Raw genomic sequence first — 26780 nt, 5'->3', positions numbered from 1 at the left:
GAAACGCTATGAGTATGAATTTAAGTCGTCGTGACTTTATGAAAACCAATGCAGCTGTTGCCGCTGCGGCGGTAGCTGGGTTAGCTATTCCAGTCAAAAACGTGGAAGCAGCAACCGATAAAACCATTAAATGGGATAAAGCGCCTTGTCGTTTCTGTGGTACAGGTTGTAGTGTGCTAGTTGGAACTCAAAATGGGCGCGTTGTCGCTTCACAAGGCGATCCTGATGCGGAAGTAAATCGTGGCTTAAACTGTATCAAAGGTTATTTCTTACCAAAAATCATGTATGGTAAAGACCGTTTAACATCGCCCATGTTGCGTATGAAAAATGGTAAATTTGATAAAAATGGTGAGTTCACGCCTGTTTCTTGGGATCAAGCCTTTACTATCATGGCGGAAAAATTCAAAAAAGCGTTGAAAGAAAAAGGACCTAATGGGGCAGGTATGTTTACTTCAGGTCAATCAACGATTTTTGAAGGTATTGCAAAATCAAAATTATTTAAAGCAGGCTTACGTTCAAATAATATCGACCCAAATGCGCGTCATTGTATGGCATCAGCTGCTGTTGCGTTTATGCGTACTTTTGGTATGGATGAACCAATGGGCTGTTACGATGATATCGAAAGAGCAGATGCATTCGTACTTTGGGGTTCAAATATGGCAGAAATGCACCCAATTTTATGGTCACGTATTTCTGATCGCCGTTTATCTCATCCTGATGTAAAAGTTGCTGTACTTTCTACTTTTGAACACCGTTCATTTGAATTAGCTGACTTAGGTATGATTTTCACACCGCAATCAGATTTGGCTATTATGAACTACATTGCTAATTATTTGATTGAGCATAATGCAATTGATAATGACTTTATCCAAAAACACACTAAATTTAAACGTGGTGAAACGGATATTGGTTATGGTTTACGTGAAACACACCCATTAGAGCAGGCAGCGAAAAATGTGAAAACTGCGGGCAAAATGCACGACAGTGATTTCGAAGAATATAAAAAATTAGTTGCACCATACACACTTGAAAAAGCGCATGAAATTTCAGGTGTACCAAAAGAACAGCTTGAAGCATTAGCGAAAATGTATGCTGATCCAAAACTGAATATCGTGTCATTCTGGACGATGGGCTTTAACCAGCATACACGTGGTGTGTGGGCGAACCACTTAATCTATAACATTCACCTCTTAACCGGTAAAATTTCAAAACCAGGTTGTGGTCCATTCTCATTAACGGGTCAACCATCTGCTTGCGGTACGGCGCGTGAAGTAGGTACCTTTGCACACCGTTTACCAGCAGACTTAGTGGTGACTAATCCAAAACATGTGGAAAAAGCAGAAAAACTTTGGAAATTACCAAAAGGCGTAATTCAAACTCAAGTAGGCTATCATGCGGTGGCGCAAGACCGTGCTTTAAAAGATAAGAAAATGAACGTGTTATGGCAAATGTGTACCAACAACATGCAAGGTGGTCCAAACATTAACCAAGAGCGTTTCCCAGGTTGGCGTGATGAAGAGAATTTTATTATCGTGTCAGATCCATACCCAACAGTTTCTGCGTTAGCGGCTGACTTAATTCTGCCAACGGCAATGTGGGTAGAAAAAGAAGGGGCTTATGGTAATGCAGAGCGTCGTACACAATTCTGGTATCAACAAGTAAAAGCGCCAGGTGAGTCGAAGTCTGATGTATGGCAATTAGTCGAGTTTTCTAAATATTTCACGACAGATGAAATGTGGCCAGCAGAGGTTTTAGCGGCAAATCCAGAATATAAAGGTAAAACGCTTTATGAAGTGTTATTCCGCAATGGTCAAGTTGATAAATTCGAAGTACCAACAGATAAACCAGGTTATATGAATGATGAGGCAGAACATTTTGGCTTCTATCTACAAAAAGGTTTATTTGAAGAATATGCGGTATTTGGTCGTGGTCATGCCCATGATTTAGCTGATTTTGAGGTTTATCACAAAACACGTGGTTTACGCTGGCCTGTAGTTGATGGTAAAGAAACCTTATGGCGTTACCGTGAAGGTTATGACCCTTATGTCAAAGAAGGCGAAGGTGTGGCGTTTTATGGTTATCCAGATAAACGAGCAATTATTCTTGCTGTACCTTATGAGCCACCAGCAGAAGCACCAGATGCAGAATATGATTTATGGTTAAGTACAGGTCGTGTACTTGAACATTGGCATACTGGAACAATGACGCGCCGTGTACCAGAATTACACCGTTCATTCCCAAATAACTTAGTTTGGATGCACCCATTAGATGCGAAAGCACGAGGTTTACGCCATGGTGATAAAGTAAAAGTAAGTTCACGTCGTGGTGAAATTATTTCTCACTTAGATACCCGCGGTCGTAACAAAGTGCCACAAGGTTTGGTCTATACCACATTCTTTGATGCAGGTCAGTTAGCGAACTATTTAACGTTAGATGCAACTGATCCAATTTCAAAAGAAACTGACTTCAAAAAATGTGCAGTAAAAGTGGAAAAAGCGTAATTCGTTAAATTTAATGAGGAATGACCGCACTTGATATGTTAATCACAAGTGCGGTTAGAAAACCAAATGAAAAAACTTGTTGTGAGTCCTGAACGTCGTCGATTTTTTAAAGAGGCTACCCGCACTGCATGTGGGCTGGCAGGGGTTGGCTTGTTATTAGGGTTACAACAGAAACAAAGCTTAGCGCGTGAAGGCGTTGCATTACGTCCACCCTTTGCGATTGCTGACGATCAAGCGTTTTCAGCAGCATGTATTCGTTGTGGACAATGTGTTCAAGCTTGTCCTTACGATATGCTGCATTTGGCATCGTTATTATCACCAATGGAAGCAGGAACGCCTTATTTTATTGCCCGTGATAAACCTTGCGAAATGTGCGAGGACATTCCTTGTGCTAAAGCCTGTCCAACAGGTGCATTAGATAATCAAGCGACAGATATTAATGAAGCACGTATGGGATTATCCGTGTTGCTCGATCAAGAGACTTGTTTAAATTGGCAAGGATTACGTTGTGATGTGTGTTATCGGATTTGTCCATTGATTGGCAAAGCGATTACCCTTGAAATGCAACATAATGATCGTTCAGATAAGCATGCAAAGTTTATTCCTACCGTACATTCGAACGCTTGTACGGGTTGTGGTAAATGTGAAGAAGCTTGTGTACTTGAAGTGGCGGCAATCAAAGTGCTACCAATGGATTTAGCAAAAGGCATGTTAGGACAACATTATCGTTTAGGTTGGGAAGAGAAAGAAAAAGCAGGGCATTCACTTGCCCCAGAAGGGATTATTACTCTACCAACTCGTTTACCGGAGAGTTTGTAATGGCAAATTCACCGAAATATGCAGGTAAAGAAGCACGCGAAAAATTAGGCTGGTGGTATGTAAATCGCTTTTTATTTTGGCGACGTTTAATCCAGCTTAGTATCTTAGCTATGTTTTTAAGTGGACCTTATTTGGGCGTATGGATTCTAAAAGGGAATTATAGTAGTAGCCTTTTTTTAGATCTCATTCCAATGTCTGATCCCTTAATTATGGCAGAAAGCCTTGCGACAGGATTTGTACCAACAATGACCGCATTGTTAGGTGTTGTCATCGTAATTGGTAGCTATGCATTGCTTGGTAGTCGTGTGTTTTGTGCTTGGGTTTGTCCATTAAATGTTGTCACTGATGTTTCTGCTTGGCTACGACGTAAATTAGGTATTCGCCAGTCAGCGAAAATACCACGTGGATTACGTTATGGTATTTTGCTCATGATTTTGGTTGGTAGCGCTGTGAGTGGCTTATTATTGTGGGAATGGTTAAATCCAGTCGCTGCGTTAGGACGTGCTTTGATTTATGGTTTTGGCGCAACAGCTTGGCTAGTTTTAGCGGTTTTTTTATTTGATTTATTTATTGTTGAACATGGTTGGTGTGGGCACTTATGCCCAATTGGTGCAGCCTACGGTGTTATTGGCGCGAAAGGGATATTGCGTATTAAAGTGGAACATCGTAGTCAATGTGATAATTGCATGGATTGTTATAACGTCTGCCCAGAACCACAAGTGTTACGCGCACCTTTACATGGAAAAAATAATGAAAGCCCATTAGTGCTTTCAAAAGATTGTATCAGTTGTGGACGTTGTATCGACGTTTGCCCTGAAAAAGTATTTATCTTTACAACTCGATTTAATAATTCAGTTAATCATTCGGGGGAGTGATCAAAATGAAAAAAAGTATCTTAATTTTAACCGCACTTTTTGCTTTCGCTGCACAAGCTGAGGATGTGAAAGTTGGACATGGTATACAAGATTCACCAGAGTATATTGCACCTGCATTTCACAGTGCACCAAAAGAAAGTGGTTTAGCGCCGTTGAACTATGTTAATCAGCCACCAATGGTGCCGCATGCGACTAAAAATTACCAAGTGACTAAAAACATTAACCAATGTTTAACTTGTCATAGTCCAGAAGCTTCACGTGTGACAGGAGCAACTCGTATTAGTCCAACCCACTTTATGGATCGTGATGGTAATATTATTGGTGGTACTTCTCCACGTCGTTATTTCTGTTTGCAATGTCACGTTTCTCAATCTGATGTGGAACCAATTGTTCAAAATGAATTTAAACCAATGGCTGGCTTCGGCAAATAAGTTAAGGATTGAATTATGTTGAACTTAATTAAACGCTTTTGGAAATGGTTCCGCACGCCAAGTCGTATTGCAGTAGGAACTTTGATTACTCTCGCTTTTATTGCTGGGATAGTTTCGTGGGTTGGCTTTAACTATGGTATGGAGCAAACAAATACAGAAGAGTTTTGTGTGAGTTGCCATAGTAATGATGTTTATCCAGAATATTTGCATACAGCCCATTACCAAAACCGCAGTGGCGTGAAAGCCACGTGCCCAGATTGTCATGTACCACACGAATTTATTCCAAAAATGATTCGTAAATTACAAGCCAGTCGTGAGGTTTATGCACACCTAATGGGCTATACAGATACTATTGATAAATTTAATTCACGCCGTTTACATATGGCAGAACGTGAATGGGCAAGATTGAAAGCAAATGATTCACAAGAATGTCGTAACTGCCATAATTTTGAAAATATGGATTTCAGTCAACAAAAAACAGTGGCTGAAAAAATGCATAGCTTGGCGGTACAAGAAGGTAAAACCTGTATTGATTGTCATAAAGGTATTGCTCACCAATTACCAGATATGAGCGGCATTGAATCTGGTTTTAGCGTAGAACAAAAATAATTATTTTCCCTCACTTGTTTCTCTCACCTTAATCTGCACCTCTTTGAGTTGCAGATTTTTTTATTTCTCGATCTCATTCACAAATTCATAGAATTAAAATAGAGTAAAAATTGACCGCACTTTACACTCTTTTTCTTTTGTAAAGAGTAAAGTCTGATGGATCAAGTAATTAATCTGTTACTACGCCTTAGTCAAATTCCGCGATTAGGTGCAACACGTATTCAACATTTGTTAACGCAAGTGAATATTGATGATCTGGTGCAATATGATACTTACGCTTTAAAACAATTAGGTTGGACAGCACAGCAAATTCGGCGTTGGTTGCAACCAGAAATGAAATACATCGAGCCTGCGTTACGTTGGGCAGAGCAAGCAGGTAATCAAATTGTGCATTATTTGCAACCTCAATATCCTTATTTATTACAGCAAGTTGATGGCGCGCCGCCATTGTTATTTGTGCAAGGGGAGCTTTCAGTGCTGTCACAGCCCCAAGTGGCTATAGTGGGAAGCCGGCATTGCTCCTCCTATGGCGAATATTGGGCAAAACATTTTGCAACAGAGTTAACTTTAGCAAATTTGGTCGTAACGAGTGGATTAGCATTGGGCATTGATGGTTTTTGTCACCAAGCAGTAGTGGATATACAGGGCAAAACTATTGCGGTCTTAGGAAGTGGTTTAGAGTATATCTATCCTTATCAACATCGACATTTAGCCACTACTATTGTGGAATATGGTGGTGTTTTAGTGTCAGAATTTTTACCAAATCAACCACCAATGGCAGAAAATTTTCCACGTCGTAATCGGATTATTAGTGGTTTATCTTTAGGTACGTTAGTCATTGAAGCCAATGAGCGCAGTGGCTCATTAATTACCGCGCGCTATGCGTTAGAACAAAATCGAGATGTTTTTGCCTTACCAAGTCATATTCAAAATGAATGCAGTCGAGGTTGCCATCAATTGATTAAACAAGGTGCACTGTTAGTGGAAAATGTGCAGGATATTTTAGAAAACCTTTCACTATATGGCGTTGATATTTGCACTATGACCACCACACAATCTTCTCTGCCTTCTTCAACAGAGGTACCAATGACACCTTTGCTGAGTTCAGCTAATATGAAGCAGGCAGATATCAGTATTGATCCTGCTTATCCAGAACTGTTTGCACAGATTGGTTATAATCCAGTTGGGATTGATGAGTTGGCGCAACAACTGAATTTATCCATAGATAGCTTATTGAGCCAGTTACTGGAGTTGGAACTACAAACGTTGATTGTTACTGAAAATGGATTGTATAGACGCGCTTAAATTTTGCTAAAACTGACCGCACTTTAGCTGGAATAAAGTGCGGCACTATTTTTATTACTGAGAGGTTGAGCGGTGTCGATTTTTCACTACGGTATTGAGTAGTTGTTGAATATCGTTATCCGCAAAAAGATCGGGAATATCTGCGCTTAAGCGTCTACGCCAGTTAGGATATTGCATACTAGTACCCGGAATATTGACAGGCTCTGTCATATCCAACCAATCTTCTGGTTGTAAACCAAATAAAGCACTGCTTACGTGGGAAACATAGCTTTGGAGCTGATGATTGAATTTTTTACTGATCTTCGATTCCAAACTTGCATCAATTCCTTTTTCAATCGCTATTTGATTTTCTACTAAACGAGCTAGAATTTTACTTTTTGCTTGCATACGATCACGTTGCAAGATGGCTAAAATGTCAGGATTCGGATAAACGCCATAACGCTGTCCTAATTGAAAATCATAGCCTCGCCAATAGCCATTAATTGTTGGTAAATCGTGAGTACTCAGCGTTGTCATAGCTTGATAAGGATAATCATTTAATGCCCTACTGTGTCCATGTTGATCAAATTCAAAGTAGAAAATTTTATAAGATAAAATCCCTGCATTTTTTAATTTGCTGACAATTTGTTTAGGGACTGTGCCTAAATCTTCGCCAATAATCAAGCATTGATGGCGTTGGCTTTCTAAGGCTAAAATTGCAATTAAGTCATCGACAGGATAAGAGACATAAGCACCATTGACTGCGCTATCACCTTTTTGAATCCACCATAAACGGAGTAATGACATAATATGATCAAGGCGTAATGCGCCACAATGGCGCATGTTAGCGCGGATTAACTCAATAAATGGACGATAGGCTTGTTGTTGTAACACATGTGGATTCATTGGCGTTAATCCCCAATTCTGTCCTTGAGGTCCAAGAATATCGGGTGGCGCACCGACAGAGGCATTTAAACAGTATAAACGCTTTTCAGCCCAAGTTTCCGAACCACTTCCTGTTACTCCTACTGCTAAGTCACGATACATACCAATAGTCATGTTGTGTGCTTTACATAACGCATCACATTCCGCCAGTTGTTCATCTGCAATAAATTGTAACCAAGCATAGAATTGAATTGTTTCTTGATTAGCTTGTTTAAATTGTTGTACCGCGTCTGATGCGTAATTTTGGTATTTTTTATCCCAAAAATCCCAACCCCATTGTTCACTGAAATTTGCCATTAAATGAGCATGGAGGGCATCGAAAGTCGCTTGCACTTGTAAATTTTCACCACCTCGAACTAAGAAATCAGCAAAGGCTTGACGACGCATTGAATTGGCTTTGTGTTGAAAATAAGCAAAAGCAAAACGCAGCCCTTGCAGCTTTAACGGGATAACTTCGGCATAATTGACCCAATCTTCCGAGCGTAATTTTGATAAGCGAGCTTGTACTTCTGTACTGTTAAACCAAGTTTGCGCGTCTTCACTTTGTTGAAATTCAGTTATCTGGTTAATGTCAATATAGGCAATATTGAGCCATTGGCGTGAAGATGGACTATATGGGCTTACCGAATCAGGGTTGGCTGGGAATAGGGCATGAATAGGGTTTAATCCAATAAAATCAGCTTGGTATGGGACAAGATGTTGAATAAATTGTTTTAGATCACCAAAATCGCCAATTCCCCAGTTTTGTTGAGAACGTAACGTATAGAGCTGTAGGAAGGTTCCCCACAGTTTTTTGCCTTGAGTCAATTCTGTTGGTTGATAACAGCTAGTTGGTGCGATAATCAGACTGCATTCTGCTTGTTTGTTTGCATAGTGCAAGACTAATTGATGATAGCCTAATGGTAGATTGGCAGGTAGCTGAATAATGTTGTTTTTCACTTTTCCTGTCAACATGCGATGGTTTTCTAACTTTAATACCCACTTACCTTGCAAACGCTGGGTTTTATCTGCCAGTTTTAAGCGGATAAAGTGCGGTCGATTTTCACGAAAAACTTGTACTGGCGGTAAAGGGATGGAAGGGACCGAAATCTGTTCATTGAAAGTCGCTAGAATCGCACTTTTAATTTGTGGTGAAGTGTATTTTTTCAATCCTCTTTCATCAAAAAAATACGGCATGATTCCTGCTTTATTAAAGCGTTTTTCGCGGTTTTTATTGTTATTTTTCATAATACGACCTTATTTTGAGGAATAGAACAGGGAGATATGGCTCATTAGTGAAACGTGGTATTCATTTCACTGATGAGCGTAAGTAATTGCTTATTTCAACCAAATACGACGTTGATAATCTTGAATCGAGCGATCTGAGCTAAACATTCCTAAGCGTGCAGTATTTAAAATAGCACTGCGTAGCCATGCTGTTTGATTGACATAAGCTTCACCGACTTTTTGCTGGGTAGTGAAGTAACTAGCAAAATCAGCAAATACTAAGAACGGATCGCGTTCTAACAAGCTTGCCAGCATTAAATCAAACGCCTGTTTATCGCCATGTGATGCTTTACCACTGGCAAGAAAATCGACCGCGCTTTTTAATACAGGATCATTGTTATAGTAAGTTTTAGGATCGTAGCCTTTGGCTAAAAGCTCACGTACACTTTCGACTGTATGACCAAAGATAAACACATTTTCTTCACCAACCATCTCGGCAATTTCAACGTTAGCGCCATCTAATGTACCTAACGTTAATGCACCGTTTAAGGCAAGTTTCATATTACCTGTACCAGAAGCTTCTTTACCTGCCATCGAAATTTGTTCAGATACATCCGCGGCAGGGATAATTTTTTCTGCTAGACTGACGCGATAATCAGGCAAGAACGCGACTTGTAATTTATCTTTCATCGCCTTGTCGTGATTGATAATGTCTGCCACATTATTAATGGCGTGGATAATGTTTTTGGCTAAGTAATAACCCGGTGCAGCTTTGCCAGAGAACACAAACACACGTGGAGTAAATGCCATATTAGGATTGGCTTTTAATTGCTGATAAGTCGCAATGATATTTAAAAGATTTAAATGTTGACGTTTATATTCATGGAAGCGCTTGATTTGAATATCAAAAATAGCATCCGTATTAACTGTTAAACCAATCGAACGCTGAATTTCATCGGCAAGTACTTGTTTATTATGTTGTTTAATACGGAAATACGCCTGATGAAAACTCGCATCATCAACATGCTTTTCCACTTGGTTGAGTAAATTTAAATCTTTAGTCCAATCGCCTTGTACCGTATCATCAAGTAATTTTGCCAGTTGAGGATTAGCTTGGCGAATCCAACGACGTGGCGTAATGCCATTAGTTACATTACAGAATTTCGTTGGAAACAGCTGGTGATATTCAGGGAATAAATCGGATACGACTAAATTAGAATGAATTTGTGCTACGCCATTGACTGCAAAACAAGTGACGACACAAAGATTTGCCATACGCACACGGTAATCAAAAAGAATGGCTAATTTTTCCCAAACTTGTGGATTGTCGCCAAATTGTGCACGTACTTTGTCTTGGAATAAACGGTTGATTTTATCCACAATGACGAAATGACGTGGCAATAACGTTTTGAATAAGCGTTGATCCCACTGCTCTAAGGCTTCAGGTAATAAAGTATGGTTAGTATAGGCAAAGATTTGAGTACAGATGGTCCAAGCTTGCTCCCAGCTTAAATCGTATTCATCTAATAATACGCGCATTAATTCAGGAATAGCTAGGGTTGGATGAGTATCATTTAATTGAATGACTTGGCGTTTGGCTAATTCGTTTAGAGTATAACCTTGGGCAAAATGACGCGCTAAAATATCAGCTACTGAGCAAGCAACATGGAAATATTGTTGCATTAAGCGTAATTTTTGTCCTGCTCTATGATTATCATTTGGATATAACACTTGCGTTAATGCAGCAGCATTCACAATGTGCTTGTCAGCGCTTAAGAATTTTCCATCATTAAACGCATTGAGATCGAAGGATTGATCATTGTCTGCTTGCCATAAACGTAATGGCTGAATCACATTATTCTTATAACCGATAATTGGTAAATCAAAAGCTTTACCTTGAATAGTTAAAGCTGGTGTCCATACATATTTATCGTCTTTTATCTGTTTGATACGGCCACCAAATTGGATGTTTTGTGTTTTACTTGGATTGAATATTTGCCAAGGATAGTGATCACGCTGCCAAAAATCGCCAGTCTCTTGCTGTTTACCTTGTACAAAAGATTGTTTGAATAAGCCATATTGATAATGTAAACCGTAGCCAGTCGCATTTTGTCCTAAGCTTGCCATAGAATCTAAGAAACAAGCAGCTAAACGTCCTAAGCCACCATTGCCTAATGCCGGATCGCGTTCTTGTTCTAATACATCAGCGATGTCAACATTATATTGCGTCAAATATTGTTTAATTGGTTCGTAGTAGCCTAAGTTCATCAGATTATTGCCTGTTAAGCGACCGATTAAAAACTCCATAGAAAGGTAATTGACATGACGTGTTTCATTTTTCGTAACTGGCGCTGTGGCATAAACATAATCCAGTGAACCTTCAGCGAGGACTTGGTACCATTGCTGTAAGGAAAAGTGTTCTGGTGAAGCAACATCAAAAAAATGACAGTATTTTTTCACCGTAGTATCAAATAAATTCAAATTAAATTGGTGGTTTGACATAGAGGCTCCTAAAACAAAAAATCGGTTAAGTTATATTTCATAGCCTTCATTATGTGGTAAGCAAAATAAAGTAACTCCTCCTTAGTTTGAACTTATGAGTATGATGGGGAGGAAGTAACACAAATTACGAGGAGGAGAAATGCTAATAGATTGAAATGTATTTAAATTTTCTTTATTATTTTTCTATATTTGTCTAAAAAATTATCAACATAAACGAGTATATAAAAAGTATTTATGACAGATAAACAATTTGCATTTTTACAGCGTTTTCTATTTCTTTTTTATCGCCATAAGAAATGGATTTTTATTCATTGGGGGATATTTGGTTTTCTTGGTTTATTTTTGTTATTAAATGAAGCAAACCTCATTATCTTTAATGATGCAGGAATAAAATATACGTCTTATTATGATTTGACCGTTGAGATTAAAGATAATCGTGTTTATGGAAAGTTAAATCAATATATTAAAGTAAAACACCGTAATAATCATTGCTATACTGCACATTGTGGTTTCCCGAATGAAGGACATTATATCTTATCGGAGTTGCAATTTATAACAGTGAATGGCGAAGATTTTATTAAGAAAATGTGTGTGAAAAATTCAGCTTGTTACCAAAATTTATTTGATGAACATATTGAGGCATATGTTAAAGAACAACGCCGTTATTTGATAGATGAATATAGTCGAATATTTTGGTTGATTATTCTGATGGGCTTTCTTTCTTTTCCTTTTATGCCTTACCAACTTGAGCATGCCAAGCAACGTTATCGTAAAATGCAAGAGGAAGCAGAGTCTTTTCAGGTTAAAATTGAAGAAACGACGATTGAGTTATAAGTATTATTAAGTTAAAAATCAATAACATTTGCAAGAGTTACTCGTCGCTTTGTTCAGGTTGTCTTTTCTAGTTTTTTACTTAGACACATACGCGTGTATGTGAATCAGACTAGGGTACATGCAGCCTGAAAATGAAGAGATTAATGAAATGATGATAGAATTATAAGGGTTATTATCGATACAAAGGCACATCATGATAAAATGTGCCTTATTTTTTGCTTTTTTCATCTAGATTGATTCTACTCAAATAGAGTGTTAACTTTTATGTTAAACTCTGTCTATTTTATTACCACTACGGTTATCAATAATTATGCTAATACCTTCTAAACTCAGTTGTTCTTATCGTTTACAGAATGCGGTTGAACGTCATCGTTTATTACAGCTTTTAGATAATGCAGCACAATATCCCTTAGTGTTGATTAGTGCGCCAGCAGGTTATGGTAAAACCACGTTAATTTCTCAGTGGGTGGTAGGGCGTGACAATATTGGTTGGTATTCTTTAGATGAAAGTGATAACCAAACTGATCGTTTTGCCGCTTATTTTAATGCGGCACTTTCAAAAGCGATTCAGCAAGAATCGCAGCTGACTGATACAGATAGACAAGCAAATCTATTCTCGCTTTTTAATCAATTGCTGATCAAAGTGGCGCATGTATCGACCCATTTCTACTTAGTTATTGATGATTATCATTTGATTGATAATGAAGAGATCCATGAAGGGCTAAAATATTGGATTAAACATCAACCTGCCAATATGACATTAGTCTTAATTTCACGTGCTGTGCCACCGTTAGGTATTGCTAACTTACGTGTGCAAGAGCAATTATTAGAAATTGATATGCACCAACTGCCTTTTACGCATCAAGAAAGCCTTGATTTTTTCCAAGCACGTTTAGGCGAACAATTTTCTGCGCCAGATGCAACCGCACTTTGTGATCAAGTTGAAGGCTGGGCGACAGCTTTGCAATTAGTTAGTTTATCGGCAAAACAACATAATACCTCATTGCAAGAAGCCGCAAAGCGCATTGCGAAGTTAAACAGTTTTCATATTAGCGAATATTTGAATGATGAAGTACTGAGTACGGTAGATAGTGATACCCGTACTTTTATTTTGCAATGCTCGATTTTACGTTCCATGAATGAGAAATTAGTACAGCATTTAACAGGCTGTTTAAATGTGCGTAAACGTTTGGAGGAGCTAGAAAAACAAGGACTTTTTATTCAACAAATTGATAGCGAGGATAATTGGTGGCGTTTCCATGCATTATTTGCTTCCTTTCTGGCACAATGTTGTGAAGTCGAGTTGCAAGATCAATTAGAAGATTTACATCAACGTGCAGCAGAGGCATGGCTAGAATTAGGCTATACCACGGAAGCTTTATATCATGCTATGCAGTTAAGCGAAACTACGGTGTTACTATCAATTTTGCAGCAAAAAGCGTGGAATTTATTTCATCATGGTGAGCTGAAACTGTTAGAGGAAAGTTTAACTAAACTGGATATGGATAAGCTTATTCAATATCCAAGTCTTGTTTTATTAAAAGCATGGCTCGCCCAAAGTCAACATCGCCAATTTGAAGTTAGTGGTATTTTTAGTGAGTTTGAGCAAGCGCTACGACGCCATAATATACAATTAAGTAAAGAAAATCAGGCAGAGTTTGATGTATTACGTGCACAAGTCGCGATTAATGAGGGAAATGAACGCATGGCGTTTGCGTTAGCAACAGACGCGTTAGATGATTTACCAAAGACGGCTTATTATGCTCATATTGTTGCGACATCGGTAATTGGCGAGGCATATCATTGCTTTGGTGATTTGGCTAAAGCGCTTGAGATGTTGCAAAGTGCAGAAAAAATGGCACGTCAACATCATACTTATCACAATATTTTGTGGTCATTATTACAACAATCCGAAATTTTATTAGCACAAGGTTTTTTACAAGCTGCATACGATATGCTGGATAAAGCCAGTGCCTTTGTGAAAGAAAATCACTTACAAAAAATCCCAATGTATGAATTTTTGTTGTGTCTAAAAGGCAAAATTTTATGGGAATGGTATAGCTTAGAAAGAGCAGAGGCAATGGCAAATGCGGGCATGGCAGTGCTACAGAAACCAGAAGAAACGTTGCAATGTTTAGCCTTATTAAGCAAGATTTCATTGGTACGTGGTGATTTAGATAATGCGCATCGTTTGTTAAAAGAAATCGCAGTGTTACAAACCTTGCACCATTATCATGATGATTGGTTAGCGAATGCAGATGAAGCGCGTACTTTATTATGGCAAATGACATCAGATAAGGAAGCTGCGCAAAATTGGCTGCTACAAAATAAAGCGCCAACTACTGACCGTAATCATTTTTCGCAAATTCAATGGCGTAATTTGGCGCGTTCACACATTTTACTTGAGCAATTTGCGCCAGCACAACAGATTTTGGATCAATTAATTGTCACCGCTGAGCAATTTAATTTAACCAGCAGTTTAAATCGTGCGTTGATCTTACGTAATCGATTCTATTTTTTACAGAACAATAAAGAGTTGGCACAGAGAGATCTAATTGAAGCGTTGCGTTTAAGCCGACAAACGAATTTTATCAGTGCGTTTGTGGTGGAAGGCGATATTATGGCGCAGCAAATTCGCCAGCTGTTACAATTAAATGTGTTAGATGAGTTGGCATTGCATAAAGCACAATTTATTTTACGTAACATTAATCAATATTATCGCCATAAGTTTGCGCATTTTGATGAACAGTTTGTTGCGAAATTATTGCAAAATCCACAAGTGCCTGAATTATTAAAAATCAGTCCATTGACGCAACGAGAGTGGCAAGTGCTTGGTTTAATTTATTCTGGTTATAGTAATGAGCAAATTTCAGATGAGCTACAAGTGGCGATTACGACGATTAAAACGCATATTCGTAATTTATATCAAAAAATTAATGTGGCAAATCGCAGTGAAGCTATTGATTATACAAGAGAATTATTGAAGTTGATGGGCTATTAAAATGTTACTAAAACAGACCGCACTTTTAATTTAAAAAGCAAAGAAAAGGCACTGAAACCAGTGCCTTAATAGATTATAGCGTTGTGTTAATAGAGGCTAAATGCTTGCAAATAAGGTAGCTTGCCTCTTTGTAGCATTTTTTCAATATTACCTTTGTGATCATCGCTACCTAAGCCGCGTAGCTCAACATTAATTCCAATACTTTTATCATATACAATTTCATTTTCAGCCTGATTTTGACGGCTAGTGACATTGCGTCTTGCTCCGACATTAATTGCCCAACAACAGGTACTGTATTCCACACCTAAATATTGTTCAACGGGTCTTTTCAATGCTAAGTCTTGGTAATGACGCGCCACGACTGCCCAGTTATCAGTTAATTCCCAAGCAATAGTTAAACCAAGCTGTTTGATATCCTGACCATAACGGTTTGCATCAGCAGTTAAGTTCTGGTCAATGTATTCTTGACTCGCGTAGCGATAAGTTAATTGAATTAAGTTATTTCTCACTGGATTATATTCTAAGGTAAAGTTACCTAATGAAGATTTGTCTAAACGAGTATCATATTGATAGCTACCTTGCCAGCGCCATTGATCATTAATTTTCCAGTTAGACTCTAATGACCAAGAGGAGGAACGCCCATAAGTACTATTATCTGGGTTGGAATCAATACGTGAATCATGCAAATAATAAATTTGTCCCGCAGATAAATTAAAACGTTCTTCGCCTGTTTTGTCATAAAAACGTGTTGTGCCACCCAGTGTGAATTGATTTGCAGAAGCGATGCGATCTAACCCACTATAACGACGATCGCGGAATAACGCGAAGTAGTCTTGTTGTAATAGCGATGAGTTGTAACCAAAACCTAAGTAAGCGTTGTTGCGTTTTGAACCAATATGGCTTTGATCTTTGTATGGGCGATATAAATATTGAATATGCGGTTCAAGTGTTTGTGTATAACCCTCAAGAAAAGTTTTATTACTTGCCAACACAGTTTGTAAATCGACTTTAATTTGTGGCAACACGCGGTTCACCGTGCTTTGTACTTGTTCTGCATTATCGCTTTTTCCTTTACGCTGTTTATAGTGAGTCGCGTAGAGTTTGCTTTCAATATTTAAACTACCATAACGATTTGAAAGTGGCAGATTTAAGCTAGGTTCAAGATGGAAACGCCATGCTGTTGGCATAAGAGCACTATCATTATCAAAACGAACTGCTTGTGAAAACAATTTAAAGTCCAATAATCCATTAATTAAATTATTCTTGTAATAATTGAAATCAATTTGAGGTAGTGCACGATAAGGTCCAATTTCGACTTCATCGAAAATTTGGAATTGTTTTGCTGAAATGGCGAAATTGTAGCTAGGCTGATAATAGGCAATACGTAAGTTTTGATCTGCATAGCCATCGGTACTTGAGCCGTAAGCAGAATCAAAGTCAGCGAAATAGCGCTTATCACTTACATGTGTATAATCTAAATTTAAACGCCAATTTTGTAAGAAACTGGAATTATGTGTCCAATAAAATAGATGGCGTGAGCGATTGTCACTTTGATAGTCAATTAGCCGATCTTTGCCTAAATATTCACCTGCAATTTTACCTTGTCCAATTGGGCTTAAATAGCGAAATTCACCATTAAGTTGCCAGCCACGATGTGACATGTATTTGGGCGTGAAAGTCGCATCAAGATTTGTGGCAATATTCCAATAAATTGGTTGTGTATAAAAATAGCCATCGCGGCTAGAAGTACCAAAGCTCGGTATTAATAAACCAGAGCGACGGCGATCACCAATAGGAAGTTGTAAATAAGGGGTATAAAAAATTGGCACGCCGTGCACTTTTAAACGGGCATGCCACATTTCCGCATATTCTTGTTGGATATATTGGCGCATTTCTTTTGCTTCAATTGCCCAAGAATTATCATCCGTTAAACAAGAAGTGAATATGGCATTTTTCATTAATCGGTAGTCATCACGTAATTCGATTTCTGCGGCTTGCCCACGCCCTTGTCGATCAACTAATTGATATTGGGCTTGTTTAATATTGGTATCTTTATTATTTAAATTGACTTGTGCATCTTGTCCTGTAAGTTGAATTTGATGATCTTGATAGTCAAATCCGCCACGCACATACGCAAGACGTTGTAGCTTATTTTGTGAATTATGTTGAGTGATTTCTGCGCTGTGAGCTTTTAATTGACGATTACCTTGCTGAATATCTACATTACCTTCATAAATTGCACTTGCCGATTGGGTTAACTGCGCCTGATCTGCTTCAATATACACTGGTAACTCATTTGGGTTTCCTGTGACTAATTCACCTTTAAAATGAGGCACGCCTGCTAGACATTGTGCTTTTAAATCCGCCATACTTGATGTGCTATAAAGTGCACTCAAGATTGCAACAGAAAGTAATGTATAAGAATTCTTTTTCATTGGATAACCGTATTTAAGTCAAAACTGGCTTGATTATACTGGAAAATTAAGTAAAGGCATATTATTTACAGCAGCAATCATTTTGGTGATCATTGACTAATCCCATAGATTGCATAAATGCATAGCAAGTTGTCTCACCAACAAAAACAAAGCCTCGTTTTTTTAGCGCCTTAGACATGGCACTAGATACAGCTGTTTTTGTTGGTAAACTGGCTAAATTCGGTACATCATTGATTTGTGGTTGGTGATTAACGAATGACCAAATAAAATCGCTGAAATTTTCTCCCTTCTTTTCCATTGCTAGATAGGCTTTTGCATTTCTGACAATGGCTTCTAATTTTGCTCTATGCCGAATCAGTCCCGCATTTTGCATTAAATTCTCAATGTCTTGCGTCGTCATTTGGGCAATTTTATTTGGATCAAAATGATAGAAAGCATTGCGATAATTTTCGCGTTTTTTGAGTACTGTAATCCAAGATAGCCCCGCTTGTTGTCCTTCTAAACAGATTTTTTCAAATAATTTCAAGCTATCATATTCAGGTTTACCCCATTCATTATCATGATAAGCAATATAAATAGGTGAGTTATCTACCCAACCACAGCGTTTGTGCATAATGTTCTCCAGATGAAAAGTGCGGTCGATTTTTTAAACATTTTAATGCAAGCGTTTGTGTATTGAAATGCAAATGAAAAGATCATGCCATTTTTATGTTGATATGCTATTGTATGTAAATTAGTAATTCACGAATTGTAATCTAAAGTAGAGGAAAATTATGACTACGCAACTTGATTCTCTCCGTAATATGACCGTCGTTGTAGCGGATACTGGTGATATCGAAGCAATCAAAAAATACCAACCAGAAGATGCTACAACTAACCCCTCTTTAATTTTAAGTGCTTCCGCACTGCCACAATATGCCCCTTTAATTGATGATGCTATTGCTTATGCGAAAGCAAAAAGCGATTGTGCAAAACAGCAATTAATTGATGCAGAAGATAAATTGGCGGTTAATATCGGTTTAGAAATTTTAAAAATTGTCCCGGGACGTATTTCAACAGAAGTCGATGCTCGTCTTTCTTACGACACTGAGGCGACAATTGAAAAAGCGAAAAAACTGATCGCACTTTATAACGAAGCAGGTATTGCTAACGATCGTATTCTGATCAAAATTGCTTCAACTTGGCAAGGTATCCGCGCAGCGGAACAGCTTGAAAAACAAGGCATTAACTGTAACTTAACCCTATTATTCTCTGAAGCGCAAGCGCGTGCTTGTGCTGAAGCAGGCGTGTATTTAATTTCACCTTTCGTTGGTCGTATTTTGGATTGGTACAAAGCGAATAGTGATAAAAAAGATTACGCACCAGCCGAAGATCCGGGTGTGATTTCAGTGACCAAAATTTATAACTACTACAAACAACATGGCTACAACACGATTGTAATGGGCGCGAGTTTCCGTAATGTAGGTGAAATTACAGAGTTAGCAGGTTGCGACCGTTTAACTATTGCGCCAGCATTGTTAAAAGAATTACAAGAAAATACCAGTCCATTGGTGCGTAAATTAAGTTACACAGGTGAGGTGAAAGCCAAACCAACGCCATTAACTGAAGCGGAGTTTTATTGGCAGCATAATAGTGATGCGATGGCAGTGGAAAAATTGGCTGATGGGATCCGTAAATTTGCCGCTGACCAAGAAAAATTAGAAGCAATGTTGTTAGCAAAATTCTAATTTAGAGTTATGTAGTACAAGAATGAAAAAAAGTGCGGTCGATTTTGACCGCATTTTTTTACTTATCAAATTATATTTGAAGCTGATGTGTGTATCGTTGTTATCACATCAATATTCATGTCATTGTAATATTTGAGTTTTCTTCATTGTCATGGTGCGTATTTTTATAAAAGTGCGATATTCCACATTCTTAAAATAGGTGTAATAGATTATGCAAAATGAAAAACAATGTATTGATGACGGACGGAGCGTGATTGGTATTGAATTAGGTTCGACTCGAGTAAAAGCAGTACTGATTGATGAACATGGCACGATTTTAGCAAGTGGTGGTGCAGATTGGGAAAATCATTTTATTGACGGGATTTGGACTTATCATCAAACTGAAATTTGGCACAGGCTACAACAGGCCTATCAAGATCTACAAGAAAATGTGCAAGCTCAATATGCGACATTGATTAAAAGTGTAAAAGCCATTGGTATCAGCGCCATGATGCATGGCTATTTGCCATTTGATAAGCATGGCAATCTGCTTGTTCCTTTTAGAACATGGCGTAATAATACAACAGCACCCGCCGCGCAAGCCCTGACTAAGCTATTTAATTACCCGATTCCACAACGTTGGAGTATTGCACATCTCTATCAAGCTATTTTAAATCAAGAAAGCCATATTCAGGATATCGATTATTTAACAACCTTATCAGGTTATATTCATTGGCAATTAACTGGCGAAAAAGTACTGGGCATTGGCGATGCATCAGGCATGTTTCCAATAGATATCAATACGCTGAATTATGATACAGAAATGATAGCACTTTTTAACCAGCATATTGCGCAACAACTGTTGCCATGGCAACTCGACACCATTCTTCCTAAAGTACGTGTAGCAGGTCAAAACGCAGGCAATTTAACGCAACAAGGCGCGTTATTGTTGGATCCAACAGGAAATTTAGTGGCAAATATTCCTCTTTGCCCACCTGAAGGCGATGCTGGGACAGGGATGGTTGCGACGAATTGCATTAAAGCAAAAACAGGTAATATTTCCGCCGGCACGTCTGTATTCGCCATGGTAGTGTTAGAAAAAGCATTATCACGAGTATATTCGGATATCGATCTTGTGACGACACCAACAGGAAAATTAGTGGCGATGGTTCATGCGAATAATTGCAGCTCAGATATAAATGCTTGGGTGAATTTAATTGGCGAAGCACTGCAGGCTTTTGGAGTGAAAACAGATACACAAACACTCTACCAAACCTTATTTTTAGCCGCTTTGCAGGGTGAGGCGGATTGTGGTGGGTTACTTTCATATGGATTTTACTCAGGTGAGCACAGTGTTGGACTCTCTGCAGGCTGCCCGATTTTTTTACATCCAGCGAATGCTCACTTTAATTTAGCAAATTTCATGCGCGTACATTTATATAGTGCATTCGGTGCCATGAAGTTAGGGATGGATATTTTACGTAAAAAAGAACGAGTCAATATCGAACATATGCTTGCTCATGGTGGAATCTTTCAGACAAAACATGTTGTACTGCAGATTTTGGCTTCAGCATTAAACATTCCACTAGCCACAATGGATACCGCGGCGAATGGTGGCGCATGGGGGATTGCGCTGTTAGCTAACTTTTTACATAAATCGCAACACAAATCGTTAGAAGACTATTTAGAACAAGCGATCTTTAATCAAGTAGAGCTAATACGTGTTGAACCTGATCCAAGTATCGTTGAAGGATATCAAGTGTTTATTCGCCAATATCAAAAAGGACTCCCGATTGTACAAGCGGCACTTGATACGGGGGTAGCGTAATAATATTGCTAGTTCCAGTTTGACGAATAGATATTTAACATGAAGAAAGCCGCGGGAAAGTGTGGTCGGTTTTGGGAAAGTTTTGAAAACAGGCGATTGCCTTATTGATAGTGTTAGTCTTCGCTCTCATTAATAGGGATAGTATTCACGCTGGTATTCGTTGAGAGTGTTAATTTAAAACTTTTTTGTAAAATGACTGTACTTTTAATGGCTTTCTTACTTACTCAAACGCTTTTAATACACTAATTGGCGAGAATTCCCCTTTTAAATAATCCTTCACTGATTCAATCACTAATGGGCTACGCTCACATTGTCCCTCTTGTTCTATATAGTCATAAAACTCTTCTAAACTGAGCCATAGACCACGTGTGATGTCAGGATCTTGCGGTTGGATAGGGCACCAATCGTCAAGTTCTATGGCAAACGTGAAACGGAGAAAATCAGTTTTACTACGTGGGGCATGCCATTGGTAAATTTTGATCAAACTTTGTATATCTGCATGAATCCCCGTTTCTTCCAATAATTCACGTTTTGCGCCTTCAAGGAGGGTTTCATCGGCTTCTAAATGCCCTGCTGGTTGGTTCAATGTCAACTTACCATGTTCGAATTCTTCAACAAATAAAAATTTTCCTTTGCAATGGACGACACAAGCCAGTGTGATATTTGGTTTATGCATTTTTTTATCCTTCTTTTTTTAACTGTAATTGTTGATAAAATGCGCTGAGCTCTGAATCAGAAAGGCGTCGATATTGCCCTTGAGCTAAGTTATCTAAATTAAATGATGCTATTTGATAACGAATTAAGCGCAATGTAGGAAAACCAATATGTGCGGTCATTCGACGTACTTGGCGATTACGCCCCTCACAAATTTTTATCTCAAGCCAGCTCGTGGGGATTTGTTTGCGTTCACGAATCGGCGGATGGCGTGCCCATAACCAATTTGGCTGCGAAACTGACCGCACTTTTGTAGGAAGAGTTTGACCATCATTGAGTGCTATACCTTGGCGTAATTTGTCTAAATCTGCCTCCTGTGGAATACCTTCCACTTGCACCCAATAGGTTTTTTCTGTTTTGAATTTAGGTTCGGCAAGGCGATGTTGAATTTCGCCGTTATTGGTGAGCAGTACTAAGCCTTCACTATCGCGATCTAAACGTCCTGCGGGATAAATATGTTGGATAGGAATAAAGTTTTTTAACGTTACACGTCCATTTTCATCACTAAATTGTGTAAGCACATCATAAGGTTTATTGAATAAGACAACTTGAGTCTCTGCAAAGTTGGGCGATTTTTTCGTATGCGAACGCCCTATCTGCGGATTGGTTTTTGTCGGCTTGTGTTTCATGCTGAGCTGATTAGGTAAGACGACCTTGTGTGTTTTAGCTGGATGTTTGGGTTTAGCAGTGAAGTTTTTATTCATAAGAGAAAGTGTATTTAAGTCGAAAATGGGATCTAGATCGAAAAACAGAGAAATTTTTTAACAATTTTTTAATAAGTACTTGCGAACTTTATTCAGTTCCAATAGCTTTGTATAGATAATCTCGTTTGATCGAGTGTTTATACTATCATAGGCAACAGAATAAGGAAGAAATGATATGCAATCAAAAGTCGTTATCCCACAAGGTGAAAAAATTCAACTTGATGCCAAAGGTGCATTAGTGGTGCCAAATCACCCAATTATTCCATTTATTGAAGGTGATGGGATTGGCGTTGATGTTACACCTGCAATGCAAACGGTCATTGATGCAGCGGTGGAAAAAGCCTATGGTGGTAAGCGCAAAATTGCATGGATGGAAATCTATGCGGGTGGGAAAGCCAATGATGTTTATGGGGAAAATACGTGGTTACCTGATGAAACGATGGCGTTTATTCGTGATTATCATGTGGCAATTAAAGGACCTTTAATGACGCCAGTTGGTGGGGGGATTCGCTCATTAAATGTGGCAATGCGTCAAGGTTTAGATTTATATAATTGCTTACGTCCAATTCGTTATTATGAAGGGACACCAAGCCCAGTAAAACACCCAGAATTAGTGGATATGGTGATTTTCCGTGAAAACTCAGAAGATATTTATGCGGGTGTAGAATGGGTCGCAGGTTCTGCTGAAGCCAACAAAGTAATTGCGTTTTTACAAAAAGAAATGGGCGTGAAGAAAATCCGTTTTACGGAAGATTGTGGTATTGGTATCAAACCTGTTTCGAAACAAGGCACTCAACGTCTAGTGCGTGCTGCCTTACAATATGTGATTGATAATGACCGTGAGTCTTTAACGCTTGTGCATAAAGGTAACATTATGAAATTTACCGAAGGGGCATTTAAAGAATGGGGTTATGAAGTCGCGAAAGAATTCGGTGCCGAATTGTTAGAGGGGGGACCGTGGATGAAGCTCACCAATCCAAAAACAGGCAAAGAAATCATTATCAAAGACAGCATAGCAGATGCGTTTTTGCAAGAAATTTTATTGCACCCAACAGATTATGATGTCATCGCCACTTTAAACTTAAATGGTGATTACATTTCTGATGCTTTAGCTGCACAAGTTGGCGGAATTGGTATATCTCCAGGTGCGAATATTGGTGCAGAAGCGGCGATTTTTGAGGCCACACATGGTACTGCGCCGAAAATTGCAGGACAAAATAAAGGTAATCCAGGATCGTTGATTTTAAGTGGCGAAATGATGTTACGTCATTTAGGTTGGGGCGAGGCGGCTGATTTAGTCGTCAAAGCAGTATCAAAAACTATTGCAGATAAAACAGTAACGTTTGATTTTGCTGAAATGTTAGAAGGGGCAACATTACGTTCTACTTCTGAATTTGCCCAAGATATTGTAGCGAATATGTAATCTAATCAATTATCAAGAAGCCCGATTATTCATGAGAGTAATCGGGCGTTTTTATTTGTATTGAGTAAAATTTCGCTCAATTTATAGGAGAAAGTGCGGTATTTTTTCTGATTTCGCGGTAAACTATTTACTTTGTTAGTAACTGGCTGAGAATCTATGCGTTTATTTATTTTTTTATTAGTCGCTGTGTTATTGCTATTCCAATATGATTTTTGGTTTGGCAAAAATGGCTATGTGGATTACAAACAAACAGCACAGCAAATAGCCCAACATAAACAAGAAAATGAGAAACTTTCGCAGCGTAATCAAGTGGTTGCCGCAGAAATTAAAGATCTAAAACAAGGTGTGGAAGCCATTGAAGAACGGGCGAGATTCCAGCACGACATGGTGAAATCTGATGAAATTTTTTATCATATTGTGAAAGAGCATAAATAATGAGCCAAGTTATTCCGCGTAAAATTGTTGCTGTTGTGCCTGCCGCTGGCGTTGGCAGTCGTATGCAAACGGCAAAACCTAAGCAATATCTTGAAATTCAAGGCAAAACTATTTTAGAACATACGCTTTCCGTCTTATTAAGTTATCCACAGATTGAACTCATCATTTTGGCTATTGCGCCGAATGATCCCTATATTTCTCAGCTCCCTTTTTTGAAACATCCTAAGATTCAAGTCATTGATGGTGGAGAAAATCGTGCTGACTCTGTATTAAATGGCTTATGTGCTGTTGATAACCTACATAAAAGTGCGGTGCAAAATGCGGTAGATTTATGGGTAATGGTACATGATGCTGCTCGTCCTTGTTTGACTCATCAAGATTTAGATAAGTTAATACAAATTGAAGATCCGCATGGCGCAATTTTAGCGATTCCAGCCACAGATACGATTAAACGTGCATTACCCAATCAACAAATTAAACAAACAGAAGATCGTAGTGAACTTTGGCTCGCACAAACGCCACAATTTTTTCCATTAGACTTGTTGAAACAGGCATTAGAACAAGCTTTTGTACGGGGGATGCAAGTAACGGATGAAGCTTCAGCAATGGAATTTGCGGGATTTCGACCGCACTTAGTGGCAGGGCGTAGTGATAATATTAAGGTAACACGCCCCGAAGATTTAGCTTTAGCAGAATTTTATTTAACCAGAAAACGACAGTAAGAGAAGATAACATGAATATTCGAATTGGTCATGGTTTTGATGTTCACGCCTTTGGTGGCGAAGGTCCAATTATTATTGGTGGAGTGGCAATACCTTATGAAAAAGGGTTGTTGGCTCATTCTGATGGCGATGTGGCGTTACATGCTTTAACCGATGCTTTACTTGGTTCTGTAGCGTTGGGCGATATTGGTAAGCTGTTCCCAGATACCGATATGCAATACAAAGGGGCTGATAGTCGAGGTTTATTGCGTGAGGCTTATCGCCAAGTGCAAGAAAAAGGTTATCAAGTCGGTAACGTTGATGTCACGATTATTGCGCAAGCGCCTAAAATGCGTCCATACATTGATGCAATGCGCGCTGCTATTGCACAAGATTTAGCTTGTGACATTGAACAAGTGAATGTCAAAGCCACAACGAGTGAAAAATTAGGCTTTACAGGACGTGGTGAAGGCATTGCTTGCGAAGCAGTGGCTTTAGTGATCAAAGCCTAATTTTTTGAACAAATCGGTCGCTAAAGACCGCTTTAATAATGAACTAAAAAGATAAGGGCGAACAAATAAAGTTCGCCTTTACTACAATATGAACAAGGAACGTATGGAACTCGCTTATTTACAAAATCCACCACAACAGACAACATCAGTGGCATTAGAGAACAAACAAACTGCACAATTAAAAGCAGAATGTGCGGATTTTATTGTGAAAGAGCACCTTGGCTATGAAATGGCTGGTGAAGGTGAATTTGTCGTGGTGAAAATACGTAAAACAGATTGTAATACCTTATTTGTTGGCGAAAAGTTAGCACAATTTGTCGGCATTTCAGCACGCAATATGGGTTATGCTGGCTTAAAAGATCGTAAAGCGGTGACAGAGCAATGGTTTTGCTTACAAATGCCCGGTCAACCAACACCTGATTTTAGTCAATTCCAATTAGCTGGTGTGGAAGTTTTAGATGTGACTCGTCACAACCGTAAAATTCGCACAGGAAGCCTTGATGGTAATTATTTTGAAATTCTGTTACGTGGTGCGAAAGAAACACCAGCGCTTAACATACGGTTAGAAAATGTGAAAAAATGGGGTTTTCCTAACTATTTCACTGAGCAGCGTTTTGGACGTGATGGACATAATCTCACGCAAGCACTACGTTGGGCGAAGGGCGAAATTAAGGTTAAAGATCGTAAGAAACGGAGCTTCTATTTATCCGCTGCGCGTAGTGAGGTGTTTAATTTAATTGTGTCAGCGCGAATTGAGCATAATCTCATACAACAAGTGTTGTTAGGGGATATTTTGCAATTGCAGGGATCACATAGTTGGTTTCAAGTAGGTGAGCATGAAGATTTGCCTACATTACAAGCGCGTTTAATGCAGCAAGATGTTTTACTCACTGCACCGTTAATTGGCGAGCAAAATCTCGCTGCAACTGAATTAGAAAATCAAATAATTGAACAACACCAAGCATTGTTACAGTTAATGGCTCAGGAACGGATAAAAGCCGCTCGCCGTCCTATGTTAATGCATGCACAGGATTTTCATTGGGCATTTGTCGAAAATGGCTTAAAACTTTACTTCTATCTGCCTGCAGGCAGTTATGCAACAGCATTGGTCAGAGAATTGGTCGATGTGCAGGAAATGTGAACTGATTTGAGCACATTGCTGCTTTCTGTCTATGAGAAGAAAGGCGTGGTTAAACAAGATAAAAATGCAGCTCAGTTTGGCTTACTTGATAATGTCAATTATTGGGCTGAATCCGATATCAGTATATCGCACAATAACAAAAACTTTTAAAAAAAGTACCGCACTTTTTGTTCA

At 38.7% G+C, this 26780-nt stretch carries 22 protein-coding genes; 16 read left to right on the top strand and 6 right to left on the bottom strand.

From position 1 onward, the window contains the following. Positions 1–14 precede the first annotated feature (14 nt). The 6 genes from napA (at position 15) to dprA (ending at position 6540) form a co-directional block, all read left to right on the top strand. Positions 15–2501, top strand: a complete 2487-nt coding sequence (gene napA / locus C0975_RS06665) for a nitrate reductase catalytic subunit NapA (protein ID WP_101775738.1) — start codon at positions 15–17, stop codon at positions 2499–2501. Between the two features lie 66 nt (positions 2502–2567). Continuing rightward, positions 2568–3320, top strand: coding sequence for a ferredoxin-type protein NapG (gene napG / locus C0975_RS06660; protein ID WP_101775737.1), 753 nt, complete (start codon positions 2568–2570; stop codon positions 3318–3320). Next, positions 3320–4195, top strand: a complete 876-nt coding sequence (napH, locus tag C0975_RS06655; RefSeq protein WP_101775610.1) for a quinol dehydrogenase ferredoxin subunit NapH — start codon at positions 3320–3322, stop codon at positions 4193–4195. Before napG ends, napH begins: the two co-directional genes overlap by 1 nt. Before the next feature lie 5 nt (positions 4196–4200). Then, complete coding sequence (locus C0975_RS06650; RefSeq protein WP_101775609.1) at positions 4201–4626, top strand: nitrate reductase cytochrome c-type subunit; 426 nt, start codon at positions 4201–4203, stop codon at positions 4624–4626. Positions 4627–4641: 15 nt separating this feature from the next. After that, positions 4642–5235 carry a cytochrome c3 family protein gene (locus tag C0975_RS06645; protein ID WP_101775608.1) on the top strand — a complete coding sequence of 198 codons (594 nt, stop codon included), beginning with the start codon at positions 4642–4644 and terminating at the stop codon, positions 5233–5235. Positions 5236–5391: 156 nt separating this feature from the next. Next, positions 5392–6540: a DNA-processing protein DprA gene (dprA, locus tag C0975_RS06640; RefSeq protein ID WP_101775607.1), complete on the top strand. Its 1149-nt coding sequence runs from the start codon at positions 5392–5394 to the stop codon at positions 6538–6540. 54 nt (positions 6541–6594) lie between these two features. Here the strand turns inward: dprA and malQ are convergent, their stop codons facing one another. Next, entirely contained in the window at positions 6595–8691 is a 2097-nt protein-coding gene (gene malQ, locus C0975_RS06635; RefSeq protein WP_101775606.1) for a 4-alpha-glucanotransferase, read from the bottom strand. 90 nt (positions 8692–8781) lie between these two features. Continuing rightward, positions 8782–11172 carry a glycogen/starch/alpha-glucan family phosphorylase gene (gene glgP / locus C0975_RS06630; RefSeq protein WP_101775605.1) on the bottom strand — a complete coding sequence of 797 codons (2391 nt, stop codon included), beginning with the start codon at positions 11170–11172 and terminating at the stop codon, positions 8782–8784. A gap of 234 nt (positions 11173–11406) precedes the next feature. Between glgP and C0975_RS06625 the strand changes: the two genes are divergently transcribed. Together C0975_RS06625 and malT are read left to right on the top strand one after the other, a co-directional pair. Further along, positions 11407–12006 (top strand): hypothetical protein, encoded by a 600-nt coding sequence (locus C0975_RS06625; protein ID WP_101775604.1) that lies wholly within the window; start codon positions 11407–11409, stop codon positions 12004–12006. A gap of 310 nt (positions 12007–12316) precedes the next feature. Next, positions 12317–15007, top strand: a complete 2691-nt coding sequence (gene malT, locus C0975_RS06620; protein ID WP_101775603.1) for an HTH-type transcriptional regulator MalT — start codon at positions 12317–12319, stop codon at positions 15005–15007. Positions 15008–15093: 86 nt separating this feature from the next. On the opposite strand, the gene lptD is transcribed toward malT, so the two are convergent. Continuing rightward, positions 15094–17442 (bottom strand): LPS assembly protein LptD, encoded by a 2349-nt coding sequence (gene lptD / locus C0975_RS06615; protein WP_101775602.1) that lies wholly within the window; start codon positions 17440–17442, stop codon positions 15094–15096. 61 nt (positions 17443–17503) lie between these two features. After that, positions 17504–18055 carry a DNA-3-methyladenine glycosylase I gene (locus C0975_RS06610; RefSeq protein ID WP_101775601.1) on the bottom strand — a complete coding sequence of 184 codons (552 nt, stop codon included), beginning with the start codon at positions 18053–18055 and terminating at the stop codon, positions 17504–17506. Between the two features lie 160 nt (positions 18056–18215). On the opposite strand from C0975_RS06610, the gene tal reads away from it, so the two are divergent. Next, positions 18216–19169, top strand: coding sequence for a transaldolase (gene tal, locus C0975_RS06605; protein ID WP_101775600.1), 954 nt, complete (start codon positions 18216–18218; stop codon positions 19167–19169). Between the two features lie 211 nt (positions 19170–19380). After that, a complete protein-coding gene (locus C0975_RS06600; protein ID WP_101775599.1) occupies positions 19381–20976 on the top strand; it encodes a xylulokinase in 1596 nt (531 codons plus the stop codon). Positions 20977–21196: 220 nt separating this feature from the next. On the opposite strand, the gene C0975_RS06595 is transcribed toward C0975_RS06600, so the two are convergent. Both C0975_RS06595 and C0975_RS06590 read right to left on the bottom strand, forming a co-directional pair. After that, positions 21197–21652 (bottom strand): NUDIX hydrolase, encoded by a 456-nt coding sequence (locus C0975_RS06595; RefSeq protein ID WP_101775598.1) that lies wholly within the window; start codon positions 21650–21652, stop codon positions 21197–21199. Positions 21653–21656: 4 nt separating this feature from the next. Next, positions 21657–22319, bottom strand: a complete 663-nt coding sequence (locus tag C0975_RS06590; RefSeq protein ID WP_101775597.1) for an rRNA large subunit pseudouridine synthase E — start codon at positions 22317–22319, stop codon at positions 21657–21659. Positions 22320–22569: 250 nt separating this feature from the next. On the opposite strand from C0975_RS06590, the gene icd reads away from it, so the two are divergent. The 6 genes from icd (at position 22570) to C0975_RS11380 (ending at position 26756) form a co-directional block, all read left to right on the top strand. Continuing rightward, on the top strand, positions 22570–23817 hold the full coding sequence (gene icd, locus C0975_RS06585; protein ID WP_101775596.1) for an NADP-dependent isocitrate dehydrogenase: 1248 nt from the start codon (positions 22570–22572) through the stop codon (positions 23815–23817). A 156-nt stretch (positions 23818–23973) separates the two neighbouring features. After that, a complete protein-coding gene (gene ftsB / locus C0975_RS06580) occupies positions 23974–24252 on the top strand; it encodes a cell division protein FtsB (protein WP_101775595.1) in 279 nt (92 codons plus the stop codon). Further along, the gene (ispD, locus tag C0975_RS06575; RefSeq protein ID WP_101775594.1) at positions 24252–24974 is read left to right on the top strand and encodes a 2-C-methyl-D-erythritol 4-phosphate cytidylyltransferase; all 723 of its coding nucleotides are present in this window, start codon (positions 24252–24254) and stop codon (positions 24972–24974) included. The genes ftsB and ispD overlap by 1 nt, the downstream gene beginning before the upstream one ends. An 11-nt stretch (positions 24975–24985) precedes the next feature. Continuing rightward, positions 24986–25465, top strand: coding sequence for a 2-C-methyl-D-erythritol 2,4-cyclodiphosphate synthase (ispF, locus tag C0975_RS06570; protein ID WP_101775593.1), 480 nt, complete (start codon positions 24986–24988; stop codon positions 25463–25465). 103 nt (positions 25466–25568) lie between these two features. Continuing rightward, entirely contained in the window at positions 25569–26606 is a 1038-nt protein-coding gene (gene truD, locus C0975_RS06565) for a tRNA pseudouridine(13) synthase TruD (RefSeq protein ID WP_101775592.1), read from the top strand. 6 nt (positions 26607–26612) lie between these two features. After that, positions 26613–26756 (top strand): hypothetical protein, encoded by a 144-nt coding sequence (locus tag C0975_RS11380; RefSeq protein WP_167383044.1) that lies wholly within the window; start codon positions 26613–26615, stop codon positions 26754–26756. The last annotated feature ends 24 nt before the right edge of the window (positions 26757–26780 follow it).

The organism is Pasteurella oralis (assembly GCF_002850605.1).
GTDB classification, from domain to species: Bacteria; Pseudomonadota; Gammaproteobacteria; order Enterobacterales; family Pasteurellaceae; genus Pasteurella; species Pasteurella oralis.
The sequence above is the reverse complement of the archived record's forward strand: the minus strand, read 5'-3'. Positions and strand labels throughout refer to the sequence as shown.